Annotated in this window: 14 protein-coding genes; 5 read left to right on the top strand and 9 right to left on the bottom strand. The window is 55.4% G+C overall.

The genetic code is table 11. From position 1 onward, the window contains the following. The first annotated feature begins 238 nt into the window (after nt 1-238). Nucleotides 239-1,039 (top strand): mannosyl-3-phosphoglycerate phosphatase-related protein, encoded by an 801-nt coding sequence (locus tag O1722_RS08815; RefSeq protein WP_017383338.1) that lies wholly within the window; start codon nt 239-241, stop codon nt 1,037-1,039. Here O1722_RS08815 and dgcQ read toward each other — a convergent pair. The 3 genes from dgcQ to O1722_RS08800 all read right to left on the bottom strand — a co-directional run bounded on the left by dgcQ (nt 1,024) and on the right by O1722_RS08800 (nt 3,980). Beyond that, nucleotides 1,024-2,724 (bottom strand): cellulose biosynthesis regulator diguanylate cyclase DgcQ, encoded by a 1,701-nt coding sequence (dgcQ, locus tag O1722_RS08810; protein WP_032671690.1) that lies wholly within the window; start codon nt 2,722-2,724, stop codon nt 1,024-1,026. The genes O1722_RS08815 and dgcQ overlap by 16 nt on opposite strands. A gap of 84 nt (nt 2,725-2,808) precedes the next feature. After that, the gene (locus O1722_RS08805; protein ID WP_003859574.1) at nt 2,809-2,991 is read right to left on the bottom strand and encodes a YodC family protein; all 183 of its coding nucleotides are present in this window, start codon (nt 2,989-2,991) and stop codon (nt 2,809-2,811) included. Nucleotides 2,992-3,068: 77 nt separating this feature from the next. After that, the gene (locus O1722_RS08800; RefSeq protein WP_017383336.1) at nt 3,069-3,980 is read right to left on the bottom strand and encodes a DUF808 domain-containing protein; all 912 of its coding nucleotides are present in this window, start codon (nt 3,978-3,980) and stop codon (nt 3,069-3,071) included. Nucleotides 3,981-4,158: 178 nt separating this feature from the next. Between O1722_RS08800 and yedA the strand changes: the two genes are divergently transcribed. Then, nucleotides 4,159-5,073: a drug/metabolite exporter YedA gene (gene yedA / locus O1722_RS08795; protein WP_023303927.1), complete on the top strand. Its 915-nt coding sequence runs from the start codon at nt 4,159-4,161 to the stop codon at nt 5,071-5,073. Here yedA and O1722_RS08790 read toward each other — a convergent pair. Genes O1722_RS08790 through O1722_RS08780 form a run of 3 tightly spaced genes read right to left on the bottom strand, consistent with a single transcriptional unit; the run spans nt 5,045 to nt 7,695 of the window. Continuing rightward, entirely contained in the window at nt 5,045-5,536 is a 492-nt protein-coding gene (locus tag O1722_RS08790; RefSeq protein WP_017383335.1) for a very short patch repair endonuclease, read from the bottom strand. The genes yedA and O1722_RS08790 overlap by 29 nt on opposite strands. Continuing rightward, nucleotides 5,517-6,950: a DNA cytosine methyltransferase gene (locus tag O1722_RS08785; protein ID WP_094058366.1), complete on the bottom strand. Its 1,434-nt coding sequence runs from the start codon at nt 6,948-6,950 to the stop codon at nt 5,517-5,519. Before O1722_RS08785 ends, O1722_RS08790 begins: the two co-directional genes overlap by 20 nt. A gap of 43 nt (nt 6,951-6,993) precedes the next feature. After that, the gene (locus tag O1722_RS08780) at nt 6,994-7,695 is read right to left on the bottom strand and encodes a phosphohydrolase (RefSeq protein WP_033486933.1); all 702 of its coding nucleotides are present in this window, start codon (nt 7,693-7,695) and stop codon (nt 6,994-6,996) included. A 284-nt stretch (nt 7,696-7,979) separates the two neighbouring features. On the opposite strand from O1722_RS08780, the gene ompC reads away from it, so the two are divergent. Next, the gene (ompC, locus tag O1722_RS08775) at nt 7,980-9,143 is read left to right on the top strand and encodes a porin OmpC (RefSeq protein ID WP_033486932.1); all 1,164 of its coding nucleotides are present in this window, start codon (nt 7,980-7,982) and stop codon (nt 9,141-9,143) included. 55 nt (nt 9,144-9,198) lie between these two features. Here the strand turns inward: ompC and O1722_RS08770 are convergent, their stop codons facing one another. After that, entirely contained in the window at nt 9,199-10,062 is an 864-nt protein-coding gene (locus tag O1722_RS08770; protein ID WP_032671692.1) for an N-acetylmuramic acid 6-phosphate etherase, read from the bottom strand. A 153-nt stretch (nt 10,063-10,215) separates the two neighbouring features. Here O1722_RS08770 and O1722_RS08765 point away from each other — a divergent pair, with 153 nt between their 5' ends. Continuing rightward, entirely contained in the window at nt 10,216-11,832 is a 1,617-nt protein-coding gene (locus O1722_RS08765; RefSeq protein WP_017383330.1) for a sensor histidine kinase, read from the top strand. Continuing rightward, on the top strand, nt 11,829-12,548 hold the full coding sequence (gene dcuR / locus O1722_RS08760) for a two-component system response regulator DcuR (RefSeq protein ID WP_003859556.1): 720 nt from the start codon (nt 11,829-11,831) through the stop codon (nt 12,546-12,548). Before O1722_RS08765 ends, dcuR begins: the two co-directional genes overlap by 4 nt. Here the strand turns inward: dcuR and O1722_RS08755 are convergent. Both O1722_RS08755 and O1722_RS08750 read right to left on the bottom strand, forming a co-directional pair. Beyond that, nucleotides 12,529-13,491, bottom strand: a complete 963-nt coding sequence (locus tag O1722_RS08755) for an FAD:protein FMN transferase (RefSeq protein ID WP_033486931.1) — start codon at nt 13,489-13,491, stop codon at nt 12,529-12,531. The two genes, dcuR and O1722_RS08755, sit on opposite strands and share 20 nt — an antisense overlap. Before the next feature lie 58 nt (nt 13,492-13,549). Then, nucleotides 13,550-16,330, bottom strand: a complete 2,781-nt coding sequence (locus tag O1722_RS08750; protein ID WP_033486929.1) for a flavocytochrome c — start codon at nt 16,328-16,330, stop codon at nt 13,550-13,552. Nucleotides 16,331-16,526: the final 196 nt, after the last annotated feature.

Raw genomic sequence — 16,526 nt, 5'->3', positions numbered from 1 at the left:
GCACTTGTAAATTCGTTACACCAGGAAATCTGATGCAGGTAAGACATTATCCCCAACGGAATAGTCTTACAAGCATATATTCTCTTAGCGAATATTATATTTTATACATGTGAATTTTGGTTATGAGTATAAACATGCGCCGCCTGTGGGTTTGTCGGGATCGTTTCCACTTCAACGGCGCGTCAATGCCTGTTTTTTTAAGATTTATCTTAGGTGAAATCATCACCCGGGAGACGTTATGCCTTCGTTTGAGGAGACTCTGCTTGTTTTTACCGACCTCGACGGCACGCTGTTAGATTTTCACACACTCGACTGGCAGCCTGCGGCCCCCTGGCTGGAAAAGTTAATGGATGAACAGGTACCGGTCATTCTGTGCAGCAGCAAAACCGCGTCCGAGATGGATGACATCCAGCAGGAGCTGGGGCTTGGCGGGTTGCCCTATATTGCGGAAAACGGCGCGGTGATCCAGCCTGACGTACGGTGGGAAAACGCCGCACGGTTCATCTCAGAAAAGAAGCATGACGATATCCGGCAGTGTATTGCCCGGGTACGCCAGGAGATGCATCTTAAATTCACCACCTTCGATGACGTGGACGAGCGCGTGGTCGCCGAATGGACTGGGCTGAGTCGTCCCCGCTCAGTGCTTGCGCGTAAACACGAGGCTTCCGTGACGCTGATCTGGCGTGACAGTGATGAACAAATGGAACGCTTTGCCGCCGAACTCGCCCGGCAGGGGCTGAAGATTGTCCAGGGAGCACGCTTCTGGCATATCCTGGATACCTGCTGCGGCAAAGACGTGGCGGTTCACTGGCTTGTGGACCAGTATCGCCTGCACGAGGGTTCCGAACCGACGACGCTGGGCCTGGGCGACGGCCCGAATGATGCCCCGCTGCTGGACAGCGTAGGCTTTGCCGTCGTGGTGAAAGGCTTCAACCGGGAGGGCGTCAGCCTTAAGAACAACGATCCCGCCCGGGTTTATCACACTCAGCACACCGGGCCGACCGGCTGGTGCGAGGGGCTTGATTACTTTTTGACGTGATCCTGCCAGATGACCCGGTTACGCCCGCGCTGTTTCGCCTCATACAGACGCGCATCGGCGGTGGATTGCAGATTTTCGAAGTGATAATTGCCCTTCTCCTGCGCGCCAGAGACGCCAAACGACGCACTTACGCGCAGGGTGGTACTTTTCTTAATCAGGATCTCTTTGCTGTCGATACGCTCGCGGATCTGCTCTGCGACTTCCGCCGCCTCTTCAAGCGTCATGCCCGGCAGCACCACACAGAACTCTTCGCCCCCGACGCGTCCGGCAATATCTTTAGTCCGGAGGGTGCTGGCAATCAGACCTGCGGCATGGGACAACACCTTATCACCCGCCTGATGCCCGAACCGATCATTGATGCTCTTGAAGCAATCAAGATCGATCTGAATGACCGAGAAAGGCAGCGACTGCTGTTCACACTGCTTCGCCAGCATTTTCGCCTGCTCGAACAGCGACCCACGATTATTCAGCCGGGTCAGAGGGTCGTGCCAGGCCTGCCATTGCAGCGAGTTCTGCATCGAATACATATTACTGACCATGCGCCGGATCACCAGCCATGAGATGAGCAGCATCGCGGTGAACAGCGCCCAAAGCAATGCCAGCACAATGCTGATGCTGCCGAAATCACCGCGCACCCCTTCATCCAGGGTGTGCACGCGCAGGACGATGCCATCAAAATGGTCGAGACGCTCCCAGCTCACAAAACGACTCCCCAGGCGAATGCCGCCTTCGGAATCCGATTCTATCGCGTGCGCTATCTGCGCTAATTCGCGCGCGTCAAAATGATTAACGTCCGCAGCAGTTGATTCAGACGTTGCAAGCTGAGTAAGCCGACTGCCATACAGTTGGTATTCCCCTTCCGGGTTATCGCCCACGGCTTCCACCAGCAGGCGACGCAGGGTGGCAAAGGTGAAATCCATCGCCACCACGCCATACCAGACGTGATTGTAATAAACCGGCACGCTGGCGGTGATCAGCGGCTTTTTGCCGACAAAGGTGGAAGGCGGCGAGATAAACCAGCGCACGGCACGCGCACGGTTTTCACGCTCGGACTGTTGGGTAAACCAGGGCTGAGTGACCAGATGGTAATAGCGCTGCACGATATCGCTGGAATTTCCCGGCGTATCCGTTTCCAGAAAGAATCCGGCGCGAGAGACATAAATCACGCGCTCTTCGTTGCGGGAAGGGCTGGATGCCAGACGCAGCAAATACCCCACTTCAAGCGCGGCGGACAGTTCATTATCAAGGTACTCATCATCACGGTTCAGAAGGGTCGTCTTTTCAACGAAGGCATCCGAAACACCGTTGATCGGTAACGTGCGCTGTTTATCAACCGCAATTTGCCAGCTGGGGGACGTGCGCAAATGCGCAAAACGCTTTACCGCATCATGCAGCACGCCAAACGCCAGCGGCGTTTCCAGCGCATCACGCATGCTGTGGCGAAAAAACAATATCTTATCGACGCTGAACTGAAGCTGTCTGTCCAGCGCACTGGCAACCGTTTCCAGATGGTTACGCTGGCTGGAGATATAAGCATCTTCCAGTACCACAACTTCGCGCCAGGTCAGGAGGGTGGAAAAGATCAGGACAACGATAAAACAGAAGTTAACAATCAAACGGGGATTGCTGCGCTTATGCAGCCACTGCAAAAAAGATTGTTTTACAACAAAGGTATCGTGCTGCACACACACTCCCTGATTGTCGCTCACCATCCGATATGATAAGTCTTCTGCCAGTAAAAACGCCCGGCAAGGCCGGGCGTTGTGTGATTAAGCCTTGTCGCGTTTTTGCCTTTTATTAGCAGGCTGAAGCTCGTCTTCGCGAAAAGCCTCCCGCTTAATGCCGTATCCATCATGCCACCGACACTCCACCATTCCGCTGGAATACCCGGTGACGATCATACCTGGACCACCATTTTTGGGCTTAACTTCATCACTGATCAAAAAGACCATACCTGCCTCCTGTATCAGGGTGAAACGTTTTCAATTTAGACGAGGAATGGTCTTTTTGCATCCGGGGTCAGCAATAATTAATGCGATTTCCCGCGTACTTTTTCAACCAGCTTAACAACGGCTACCACAATCAGACCGACGATAAAGCCCAGTACGAGGTTAAGCAGTGTGGGCAGAATTGCAGCAACTACCGCTCCCTGGCCTGACGCAAAATGTTCAATCATGTGATGCAGCGAAGCAACACCGTGCACGATAATTCCGCCGCCGACCAGGAACATCGCCAGGGTTCCCACCACCGACAAGGTTTTCATCAGCCACGGCGCCAGCACCAGCAGGCTTTTCCCAATGCCGCGCGCAATTGCGCTGGATTTTTTTTCCAGCCAGAAGCCGATATCGTCCAGCTTGACGATCAGCCCGACCAGGCCATAAACCCCTATCGTCACGAGGATCGCAATGCCGGACAGGATCAGCACCTGGTTCATCAGAGGGGCATCTGAGACGATCCCCAGCGTAATCGCCACAATCTCGGCCGAGAGGATAAAGTCCGTGCGGATCGCACCTTTGACCTTATCGCGTTCAAACGTTTTTGGATCCTGTGCGGCCAGCGCTTCCAGACGCTGCTGGCGCATTTCCGGGGTGTCTTTCTCTTTGCGTGCAGCGAACATATGCAACACTTTTTCGGCACCCTCGAAGCACAGGAACGCCCCGCCAATCATCAGCAGGGGCGTAATGGCCCAGGGTATAAAGGCGCTAATCAGCAGCGCCAGCGGAACGAGGATCACCTTGTTAATAAAGGACCCTTTCGCAACGCCCCACACCACCGGCAACTCACGGTTCGCCCGCACGCCGCTGACCTGCTGCGCGTTAAGCGACAAATCATCTCCCAGTACCCCGGCGGTCTTTTTCGCCGCCAGTTTTCCCATAACCGAAATGTCATCCAGCAAGGTGGCGATGTCGTCCAGTAATGTTAATAAGCTACTTCCTGCCAAAATCTCTTTCCTTCTTTTTTTGCTAATTAAGTGAATAGTATGGAACAAAACTCACCGCCCGGAAACTGGCACCTCGCGTCAACAAAAATTTCACATCAACAACACAATTAAAGCACTCGCCAGGCTGATAGTTTTGGCGTTAACTATGAGCGAACTTTTTATTTCGTCGTGAGGGACTATGCGTTTCCGGCATTTATTACCGCTCATTGGAGCACTCTTTTCCCTGTATATCATCTGGGGGTCCACCTATTTTGTCATTCGTATAGGCGTGGAAAGCTGGCCCCCGCTGATGATGGCCGGTATTCGTTTCCTTACGGCCGGCGTGCTGCTGATGGCGTTTTTATTGCTGCGCGGCCACAGACTACCGCCGCTGCGTCCCCTGCTTAACGCCGCCCTGATTGGCCTGCTGCTGCTGGCGGTGGGCAATGGCGCGGTAACCGTCGCCGAACACCAGAACGTGCCGTCGGGCATCGCCGCAGTGGTCGTCGCAACCGTGCCGCTGTTTACGCTCTGCTTTAGTCGCCTCTTCGGGATCCGCACCCGTAAGCTCGAATGGCTGGGCATCGCGATTGGGCTTGTGGGTATCATCCTGCTGAACAGCGGCGGTAACCTGAGCGGGAACCCCTGGGCTGCCGTTCTGATCATGATCGGCTCCATGAGCTGGGCCTTCGGCTCGGTCTACGGTTCACGCATCGAGCTGCCCTCCGGGATGATGGCAGGTGCGATTGAGATGCTCGCGGCGGGCATTGTGCTGCTGATGGCCTCCGCGTTGACGGGTGAAAAACTGACGGCGATGCCAGACCTTTCAGGTTTCCTGGCCGTCGGGTATCTGGCGCTGTTTGGCTCGATTATCGCCATCAACGCCTATATGTACCTGATTCGCAACGTCTCACCGGCGGTTGCCACCAGCTACGCCTACGTTAACCCGGTGGTTGCCGTGCTGCTGGGTACCGGTTTTGCGGGCGAAGTGCTGTCGACGATTGAATGGCTGGCGCTGGGTGTGATTGTCTTTGCCGTGGTACTGGTCACGCTGGGTAAATATTTGCTGCCCGCGAAACCGATTGTCACGAGGTGTGAGGTGGAGAAACCGTGATCGGGTGAATGCCCTGGGTATCGATCTGCGCGGCCTGACCGCCGCCGCAGATCCACTCTTCCAGCCGCTCCGTCAGTTCCACGTCATTCAGCTTCATTCTTCCGCGCAGCGCGCACTCCCAGACAATCAGCACCCGCCAGCCCTGAGCGTAAAGCTGCGAAACATCGCGTTTATCACGCTCGACGTTCCTGCCAATCTTCTCCAGCCAGAAGTCGGTGCGTGTCGCCGGGACTTTAAACAGATAGCAGTCGTGATGATGCCAGAAACAGCCGTGGGTAAAGATGATGCACTGGTACGCGTCGATGACGAAATCAGGACGCCCGGCAAGCGTGGCATCCTGAACCCTGAATTCAAACCCGGCGGCGGTCAGAAGGCCCGCGATCCGTTTTTCAATCGCGGTATCACGCGTGCCGATGGCACGCATGTTTTTACTGCGCGTGGCCTTATTGTGAACGTCCGCCATTGACGGCCTCGCTCTGACGAAGCTGAACGGCCTTGCTGATGCGTGAGGCCAGCAGTTTAGCTACCGCGGCAAAGGCTGGCACCACCACCGAGTTGCCAAACTGACGATAGGCCTGGGTATCCGACACCGGGATGCGAAAACTGTAGCCCTGCGGCGTCTCAAAGCCCATTAAGCGGGCGCACTCGCGCGGCGTTAAGCGCCGCGGTCGGTGCTGTTGGTTCTGGGGATCGTCAAAATCTTTTTCGCCCAGCGCCTTATCCCAGCCGCGATCGATAAGAATTTCCGCACCATCTTTGTAATAGCGCGCCGACAGCGTACGCGTCACGCTGTCAGGATTAAGCGGATTGACCATGCCAAACCCAAAGCCATTGCCTTTGGCCTGATGCTTTTTGGCATAGCGATAGAGGTATTTCCACAGCACCGGGGTCAGAATGAATTTCGCATCGACGGCGGGCTCCAGCAGATCGGCCACCGTCGGGCGGCGCGCCGGATACAGCGAGGGCAAATCACGCAGCGTAAAATCGCCTTTCAGATTGAGATCGCGGCGGAAGCCCACCAGCACGATGCGTTCGCGGTGCTGCGGCAGGAAGTGTTTGCCGTCGATAATTTTCGGATCGTCCGGCCCCATGTCCTCTGCATCCGCCACGTCATAACCCAGTTCATCCAGCGTTTGCATGATAATGCGGAAGGTTTTGCCGCCGTCATGACTCTTTAAATTCTTGACGTTCTCCAGCACAAAAATTGCCGGGCGGCGGGCATCAATGATCCGGGCAACATCAAAGAACAGTGTGCCCTGCGTATCGCAGGCAAAGCCGTGTGCGCGTCCCAGCGCGTTCTTCTTCGACACGCCAGCCAGCGAGAACGGCTGACACGGAAAGCCCGCCAGCAGCACATCGTGCGCCGGAATGGTATTGCGAATGTGTTCGGCGGCCTCTTCATCGCTGACGCCGGTTTTGTGGCTCAGCGTGACATCCCGAATATCCGCGTTGAACTGGTGCGCGTCGGGATCGCAATACCAGTTGGCTTTATAGGTACGGACGGCATGTTTGTTCCATTCACTGGTGAATACACACTGCCCGCCAATAGCTTCAAAGCCATGGCGAATGCCGCCGATACCGGCAAAGAGATCGATAAAGCGAAAGGCATAATTTGGATGCGCAGCAGGCGGACGCGGCAGCAAATTTTGCAGATAGCGGAACTCACCGTCGCTCAGGCGGTGCCCTGCCCTGTCGCTTATCAGCAGCCGCTTGAGTATCGCCGGGCTCCAGTGGCTCTCGCCATGGGCCACCAGCTGGTTTGCCAGCGTTTTAGCATCATACATTTCCAGCAGCTGACGCAGGAGTGCCTGCACGGCTGCCGTTGATTTCTCAACCCGCTCAGGCGCGGGCACAGTCACTGATCGATTTTCCTGCATTCTCTTAACCGGACAATAAAAACAGAAAACAGAGTACCACAGTTCAGGATCGCACACTGCGACGGAAATGGGTCAATATCTGGCTGTCGGTTCCGAGGTAATCGCCCTGTAATTCGGCACTCAGCTTCGCCATAAACTGGATCAGAAAATCGGCATTGTGACGCGCAAGTTCGCGCCCCCGCGCGGTTTGCATGGTGTCAGGCAGGCGCAGGAGTTTGGTCTGAAAGTGGTCGAGCGCGAAGGCTTTATCATCCAGCGCTCGTGTTCCGGCGAACGGGTCGTCGGCATCAAACAGCGCGGCGCCCAGCGCACCGGAGACGGCAAAGACGCGCGCCAGGCCGATAGCGCCTAACGCCTCCAGCCGGTCGGCATCCTGCACAATTTTGGCCTCCAGGCTTTGCGGCGCGATACCGGCACTGAAGCTGTGCGCTTCAATAGCATGCTCAACGGCTGCATAACGATCCGGCGGAAAATCAGGAAAGTCGCGACTGAGGATCTCGCGCGTTTTTCGCGCTGCCAGCCGCGAGGAGTGGCTACGTTCCGGGTGATTTTTCGGCAGGCTGACAATGTCATGGAAGTAGCATGCGGTCAGCACAACCAGCGGATCGCTATCCTCGTCAGCCATAATACCCTGCGCCGTCATCCAGACGCGGTGAAAATGGGCGATATCGTGCGCCGCATCATCAGTAAAATGATTTTCGTCGAGCCAGCGCTCAAAACGGTGTTGCCACTGCGCAAGTTCCATCATCCTGTCCTGTTGCTCAAAAGTGAGTGAATTATAATACACCCGAATTAAAATCCTTTATAAATAGAATTACGAAATACTTAATAATAATTACCCGCTATATTTTCAATGAATTAATTCATATGAAAAATAAAGAGATAAAACGAAATATTTTGTAATATTTTCACCACTTTAATTACATTTATTTTTGAACCTAAATAATAATCCATAGAATAGTATCAGCCATGTAGTTACGGAGGGTAATTACATATATTCAGACAATTTATATTTAAAGGGAATATATAATGAAAAGAAAAGTTCTGGCAATTCTTGTACCCGCGTTATTAATGGCTGGCGCAGTTAATGCGGCGGAAATGTATAACAAGAATGGCAACAAAGTTGACCTGTACGGTAAGGTTGATGCGCGTCATACCTTCTCCGACAACCCAGGCGACGACGGCGATGAAACCTATGTACAGGTGGGTTTCAAAGGCGAAACGCAGATCACGAACGACCTGACAGGTTATGGCCAGTGGGAATATAAAACCTACGCTAACGACACCGAAGGCGCAGGGGATAAATCTTTCAACCGTCTGGCATTCGCTGGCCTGAAATATGGCGACTACGGCTCATTTGATTACGGCCGTAATTACGGCGTCGTGTATGACGTTGAAGCCTGGACCGATATGCTGCCGGTATTTGGTGGAGATTCTTACACCTGGACGGATAACTATATGGTTGGCCGTACTAACGGTGTGGCGACCTACCGTAACAATGATTTCTTTGGTCTGGTCGACGGCCTGAACTTTGCGCTGCAATATCAGGGAAATAATGAAGGTGGACCAAACGAAAATCAGGAAGGCACCAAAAACGGCCATGATGACGTTCGTTTCCAGAACGGCGACGGCTTCGGTATGTCTACCACCTATGACTTCGATTTCGGCCTGACGCTGGGTGCGGCTTATTCTTCCTCTGACCGTACTAACGACCAGGTCGCTTACGGCGCTGGCACCTATAACCGCTTCAGCAAATATGCTGGCGGTGAACGTGCGGAAGCGTGGACAATCGGTGCTAAATACGATGCTAATGATGTCTACCTGGCCATGATGTATGCGGAAACCCGTAACATGACTCCGTACGGCAACGATGGCATCGCCAACAAAACACAGAACTTTGAAGCCGTAGCGCAGTACCAGTTTGACTTCGGTCTGCGTCCATCCCTGGCGTGGGTCTATTCTAAAGGCATCGATTTGGGCGGTAACGATTATCACCCAGGCAATGGCTATGACTATGTAGACCAGGATCTGGTTAACTACATCGACGTGGGCATGACCTACAGCTTCAACAAAAACTTCTCCACCTACGTTGATTATAAAATCAACCTGCTGGACGAAGATGATGCCTTCTACAATGACAACGGTATTGCTACCGATGACATCGTAGGCGTAGGCATGACCTACCAGTTCTAATTCCCATCAATATTAAAGCCCGCGATGCGGGCTTTTTTTATTTGACGCTGAAATGTTATGGCGCTTCCTGCAAGGCCAGGCGAACAAACCCGTTATTCTGCGCCAGCAATTCGTGCGCTTTCCAGGCATCCAGCCCCGTCAGCACCATCAGTACCGCCGTTTTGCACTGGTGGTTGCAGCTTTCCAGCGCGGCCTTCGCCTGCGCCCGGCTACATCCCCCCGCTTCCATCACAATGGCAATTTGTCGTTCGGCCCATCTGGTATTGCTTGCCTCCAGATCAACGCGCAGGTTGCTGTACACCCGTCCGGAACGTACCGCCAGACCGGTGGTGATCATATGCAGGATCATGCTTTGCGCAATGCCTGCTTTAGCGTTGGTATACCCGGCCACCACATCCGCGCCCAGATCGGGGGCAATGACCATGCTCGCCAGCTGCGCCGCTTCACTTTGCGCATCCTCCGTAATGATCGCAACCGTTGAGCCCAGAGACCACGCATGACGCATCGCGCCCCATACCCATGGGGTTTTGCCGCTGACGGACAGCGCCAGCATCATGTCATGCTCGCCAAATTCTATCGTCTGAAGGTCGGCAACGCCGCGCGCGTAGCTACCGGCGTGATCGCCTGCTGTCATCGCAATGACGGGATGTTTTCCCGGCGCAAACGCTTCTGCCGCCTGTTCAGCCACGCGTCCGGACGCGCCCGCGCCGGTCAGTACCAGACGTCCGCCGTGGCTAAGCGTCGCCGCCGCGTTATCCACCACGCGGGCCAGCATACTTAAGTGAGGGGTAAGTGCAGAAGAGATTTGCGCGTCATCCTGGTGTATGACGTTAAGCATATCCAGCGTCGATAATCTGTCGATGTTCGTGGTGCTGGCGTGCCGTCTTTCCCTGGCCGTACCGGTAAGCATAATGCTCATAAACTGCCTCCTTATTATGAGTACCCTCACACTATAAAGTGTTTTATATAGGTCACCTGAGAGGAGGCTCACGAAACGCCTCTCTTTACATGGCTTTATGAAACGCCCGTCATCAGCGATAATTAGCCCTTTCTTATTCATCGCGGAGTGTTAATGAGCGATTTGCAGCCCTTCCCCCCGACGCGCAAGCGCCCTATGAAGCTGAATACGCTGGTTACGCTGATGGTGTGCGCGATTATCGGCTCGGTGCTGCTGGTGGTCTTCGCGCTGTACTCTGTGCAGATCACCCGCGCCACGCGCGATGACGTGAAAGATACCGCGCTGGGTATCGCCCGGACGCTGGCCGACAGCCCGGAGATCAAGCGTGGCCTGATGGAATCGCCGCAGGCTGGCATCATCCAGCCGATTGCCGAGGCGGTGACGAAGCGCAACGACCTGCTGTTTACCGTGGTCACCGACCTGCGTGGGATCCGCTATTCCCATCCAAACGAAGCGCTGTTAGGTTTGCATTTTATTGGCGACGATCTGACGCCCGCCCTGGAAGGGAAAGAGAATGTCTCCGTTAACCGCGGCGCGCTCGCGGAAGCGCTGCGCGTCTTTACGCCCGTGTATGACGACCAGCACGACCAGATCGGCGTGGTGGTGGTGGGTATTTCGCTGAATAAAGTTGAAGATCAGATTGCCCGCGGGCGGCTCAACGCCGTGTGGACCATCTTATTCAGCGTTCTGATGAGCTCAGTGGCGATCTGGGGTCTGGTCCGGGTTCTGAAACGTATCCTCTTTGGGCTGGAGCCTTACGAAATCTCAGCCCTCTTTGAGCAGCGCCAGGCCATGTTGCAGTCCCTGCGCGAAGGCGTGATGGCCGTGGATATGCACGGGCGCGTGACGATGATTAACCACACCGCCAGAGAAATATTACTCCTGACCTCGGGCCAGCACTCCGAAAGCAGCAGTGAACCGCTTCTGGCCAGCCTGCGCGAAGTGTCAAAAACCGGCATTGCCCGCCAGGATCAGGAGATCGGCTGTAACGGGCGGCTGCTGCTGTGCAACATGGTCCCCGTGAAAAGCCAGAATCAGGTGATCGGGGCGATCAGCACGTTCCGCGATAAGACCGAAATCAGCCAGTTAATGCAGCGTATTGATGGCATGGTCAGCTACGTTGATGCCCTGCGCTCCCATACGCATGAGTTTATGAATAAGCTGCACGTGATCCTCGGCCTGCTGCACATGAAGCGCTACGATAAGCTGGAGGAGTACATCATCCAGACCGCGCAGAATTATCAGACGGATATCGGCGCGATACAGCGCAAAGTTAAATCGCCGGTCATTGCGGGCTTCCTGCTGGGTAAAATTAACCGCGCTAAAGAGGCCGGAGTGACCCTGACGCTGGCGGAGGAAAGTCAGCTTCCTGACACCGCCAATGAAGAGCAGGTTGCGGTGCTGATCACCGTGCTGGGCAATTTAATCGAAAATGCCCTGGATGCGATGGAAGGCCAGCCGGAAGGCGAGATCGGCCTGCTGCTGCATTATCAGAACGGCTGGCTAAGCGGTGAGGTCAGCGATGACGGTCCCGGCATTGATCCCGAGCGGCTGGAGGCTATTTTTACAAAGGGCTACTCAACAAAAGGTGAAAACCGCGGCGTTGGGCTGTTCCTTGCGCGTCAGCAGATCCAGAATCTGGGCGGAGATATTACCGTCGAGTCGGAGCCTGGCGTATTTACCCAATTTTTTGTTCAGATCCCCTGGGATAGCGAGAGGAATATCGCGTGATAAATGTGTTAATTGTCGATGATGACGCCATGGTAGCCGACCTCAACCGTCTGTATGTTAACCGCGTTGAGGGTTTTAGCTGCTGCGGCGTCGCTTCCACGCTCAACCAGGCCGAGGCGTTGATCGCCAACCCAGGCCAGCCGATCGATCTGGTGCTGCTGGATGTCTATATGCAGCAGGATAACGGGCTGGATCTCCTGCCCATCATCCGCGCGTCGGGCCGCCCGATTGATGTCATCATGATCTCGTCGGCCTCCGACGCCGCAACGATCCAGACCTCAATGCACTATGGCGTGGTGGATTACCTGATTAAACCGTTCCAGTTCCCGCGTTTTGAAGAGGCGCTGAACGGCTGGAAGGCAAAGCGCAGCCTGATGGGATCGCATCAGTATTATGAACAGGCCGACGTCGACAGGCTGATCCACGGCGGCGCGCCGGAGCTGGCCGACAGCAAAAAATTACCGAAAGGCCTGACGCCGCAGACGCTGCGCACCATTTGCCAGTGGATCGACAGCCATCCGGAGATAGAGTTTTCCACCGACGATCTGGCGAATGCGGTCAACATTTCCCGCGTCTCCTGCCGCAAATACCTGATCTGGCTGGCGCAAATTAATATCCTGTTCACCAGCATTCACTACGGCGCTACCGGCCGGCCGGTATATCGCTACCGTTTGCAGCCGGAACAGGTCGGCCTACTCAAACAGTACTGCCAGTAATTCGGTAGCTGTCGTCCAGAAGGGTAAAACGGAAGTGGTGCATCGAGGAGATCACCACTTCTTTTGTTTTTGTGACAAAGATGGCTTCAATATCGGGGCGCGAACGCAGCGCGGCGCAGCCCTTTTCCACGCCCATGCCGTAGATCAGCGTGGTCCAGATATCGCCGTCGAGGGAGTCTGGCGAAATAATCGTCACGCTCTCCAGTTCGTTATCCAGCGGGTAGCCGGTGCGTGGGTCAAGTATGTGGTGATAACGTTTGCCGTTCAGCTCGAAGTAGCGCTCATAGGTGCCTGACGTCACCACCGACCGGTTTTCGACCGTCATGGCGCCAATCAGCGCGTCACCGGCGAACGGTTTTTTCAGGCCGACGCGCCAGCCGCCCTCCGGCGAGCCTAACGTCTGGACGTTGCCGCCAAGGTTGATCAGCCCAAGTTCAACGCCCTCTTTAAGGAGGTGATCCCGCACCCTGTCGGCGATATAGCCTTTAGCAATGGCCCCCAGATCGATCTCCATTCCCTGGCGAGTAAGGAACACGCTGCTGTTGGCTTCATCCAGCACCACGTCCGCAGGATGCGTGATGCCCAGCAAGGCGGCGATCTCGTCCGCGGGCGGTACAGCGTCCCCCTTAAAGCCAATTTTCCAGCATTTCACCAGCGGGCCGATCGCCAGGTTAAAGGCGCTGTCTTTAAGCAGGCTGGCCGCTTTCGCGCAGCGGATCAGCTCGAACACCGGGCGACTGACGGCAACCGGATGCTGACCGGCCGCATGGTTGATGTCCATTACCTGGGAGTGCGCTCGGTTAACGGTAAGCAGATCTTCGTACTGTTTGATCAGGCGAAACACGCGAGAGGCAAGCGCTTCGTCATGGGAAAAGAGTTTCAGGAGGATGGGCGATCCCATCAGAACGGCGGAGTAGCTGTAAACGCGATGGCTATCAGGCATTTCATGAGTCCTCAGATGTAGCCCCGGCAGGCACCGCGCCGCCGGGGAAACAGGAGCCTTACCGTGTTTTCGAACGCATAGCCGCCTGATGTCCTGCAAGCGTACCAAAAATAATGATATCTGCCACCGCGTTACCGCCGATGCGGTTACCGCCATGGATGCCCCCGACAACCTCACCCGCAGCAAACGCTCCCGGCAATACGTTGTGGTTGCTGTCCAGCACGCAGGTTTCTGTGTTAATGGTCACGCCGCCCATGGTGTGGTGAACGCCCGGTGCAATCTGAATGGCGTAGAACGGCCCTTCGTTGATTGGCGCACGCAGCGCGGTGGTGCGACCGAAATCATCGTCGTGCTGTTTCTCCACAAAGCCGTTGTAGCGTTCCAGCGTTGCCAGGAACTGGTGGTGATCCATCCCCAGCGCTTCCGCCAGGGCTTTTGGCGAGCTGGCGCTGGTAACAAACCCTTTTGCGATGTACTCATCCGCGGCTTTGTTTTTGGCGCGAACATGCTCGTCAAAGACGATGTAAGCGTATTTCTCCGGCAGCGCGATGATCTGCGCCGAGACTTTGTCGCGGGTCGACATTTCGTTATAGAAGCGGTTGCCCTGCTGGTTTACCAGAATCGCCCCGCCGCCGCGGATGGATTCGGAAATCAGATACGACGTTTTCTGCTCAACGGTTGGGTGGATCTGAATTTCGCCCATATCCACGGTGCCCGCACCGATACGCTCCAGCAGCGCGATACCGCCTCCGGTCGCCCCTTTGTGGTTGGTGGTAACGAACCCTGCCAGATCCGGACGGTATTTCACCACCATCTTGCTGTTGGCGCTGAAGCCGCCCGTTGCCACAATCACGCTTTTAGTTGCCACGGTGAGGGTTTCGTTCTCTTCGGTGGTCAGACGCACGCCGGTCACTTCGCCGTTTTCGAAAATGATGTCGCTCACGGAGGTATCCAGCATCACCTCGATGTTGCGCTTGTTGACGTTACGCACCAGGCCGCTGATCAGATACCCGCCCACTGCGGAACCGTCTTTCGGACGGTGCGTACGGTCGATGCTCATCCCGCCGGTGGTGGTAATGTCGTTCAGCATAATGCCGCGTGTGGCCAGCCATTCGATGGCCTGCGGCGCGTTCTCGACAAAGCGACGCAGCAGTTCAGGGTCGTTCTTGTTGCCACCGCCTTTCAGACTTTCCTGGTAGAACAGCTCTTTGCTGTCCTGAATACCTTTCACGCGCTGGAAGCGGGTCTCCGCCGCGTTCATCCCGGCCGAGGCTTTAATGGTGTTCCCGCCGATGGTGGGCATTTTCTCGACGATCAGCACGTTCGCGCCTTCGTCATGCGCCTGAATCGCCGCTGCCAGACCGGCGCCGCCGCTGCCGACCACCACCACATCCACGCTTTTAGTCTCATTCGGGTCTGCGCCCTCTTCCGCCGCCAGCGCTTTGCTGGATTTCAGCATCGCCTTCGAGACCGCTTTTTTCACCGCCTCGCTCTGGCTGGTCGCGCCCGTAATCGCGTCCACGTGCGGGGTGTTGGCATCCAGAATACGGGTACGGATCTCTTCGAAGCTGGTGACAAACTCGACGTCTTCACTCGGGCCGGAGGCCAGTTCGATATCGGCGATGCGGTCGGTTTCGAGGCTGACGTTAATCACCAGCTCGTTAGCATCGTCCTGCACTTTTTCAATAAAGGTGCCCGGTTTGAATTTCGATTCGCCCATGCTCATGTCGCGGATCATCGCTTCTACCAGCGAGAAGCGCCACAGCGGTTCCGGGATGCTCAGTTCTTCGCGTCGGGTACTGTCCATAAACAGCTCCAGGCTTTCGCCCGCCGCGATGCGATCGGTCCAGTTCGGATAGGCGATGGTGGCGCGGCCAACGGCAATCAGGTCGTAACCGTGATCCAGCGCTTCATTCACATCCGTGGCATTCACCACGCCGCCAACGCCCATTACCGGTACCTGCGCCAGCGTGTCAGAGCGCATGGCGCAGTATTTTTCGATAAGTGGCGTCGGGTCCTGAGTATCGACGATAGAAGGACGCAGGGCGGCGCCAAGGGAGAAGTGGAGATAATCTACCCCGCGCGCGGCCAGTTTTTCCAGCAGATACAGGGTGTCTTCGAAGCGAATGCCCGGGACTTCAAGCTCTTCCGGAGAGAAACGGTAGCCAATGATAAACGCGTCGTCCGCGTACTGGCGCACCATCTTGTGGGTAATGTCCAGCACCGCCAGCGGGAATTTCGCGCGGTTTTCGCGGCTGCCGCCCCACTCGTCGTCCCGCTGGTTAGAGTTCGGGGAGAAGAACTGCTGGATCAGATAGGTATTCGCCCCGTGGATTTCGACGCCGTCGAACCCGGCCTGAATTGCGCGGCGCACGGCTTCGCCGAACTTGCCGATCATGCCTTCCACCTCTTCCGCGGTCAGGGCAACCGGCGTGGCGGCACCGTCACGCGGCGCGGCAACGGCGCTTGGGCCAACCGGCGTGCGACCCCCAATCAGTTTTGGGTCGACCATACGGCCGCCGTGGTAGATTTGCAGCAGGGCTTTGGAGCCTTTGGACTTGATAGCGTCAGCGATTTTTGCCAGCCCGGCGATTTTCTCGTCGTTATCAATACCAATTGCGCCCGGGAACGCCAGGCCGAGATCGTCAACAAAACAGCACTCAACGATGATGGTGCCGATGCTGCCCGCGCGGGCGCGGTAGTACTCCACCAGCTCGCTGGTCACGGTGCCATCGTAATAACCGGTACAGGTTGTCATCGGGGCCATTAACAAACGGTTTTTCAGTTCAGTACCATTCGGTAATGTGAAGGGGCTTAAAATACGTTCGTTAGTGCTCATAATAGAAACTCCAAACTTTAAAAATTAAGAATTCGTTATCGGAATGATTTTTTATTTCGTGTTTTTTGCCGATGTCATGATAGTAATATAAAGCTTTTTTTAGTTTCTAAAGTCATTACGTTAGTTAATAAACTATTTAATCCCTTCGATAACATTAATAACACATTGGTGTTAGCGGGAATGTTTCACTCGTTCA

Source organism: Enterobacter cloacae complex sp. HYC003_NIDB (assembly GCF_056673375.1).
The sequence above is the reverse complement of the archived record's forward strand: the minus strand, read 5'-3'. Positions and strand labels throughout refer to the sequence as shown.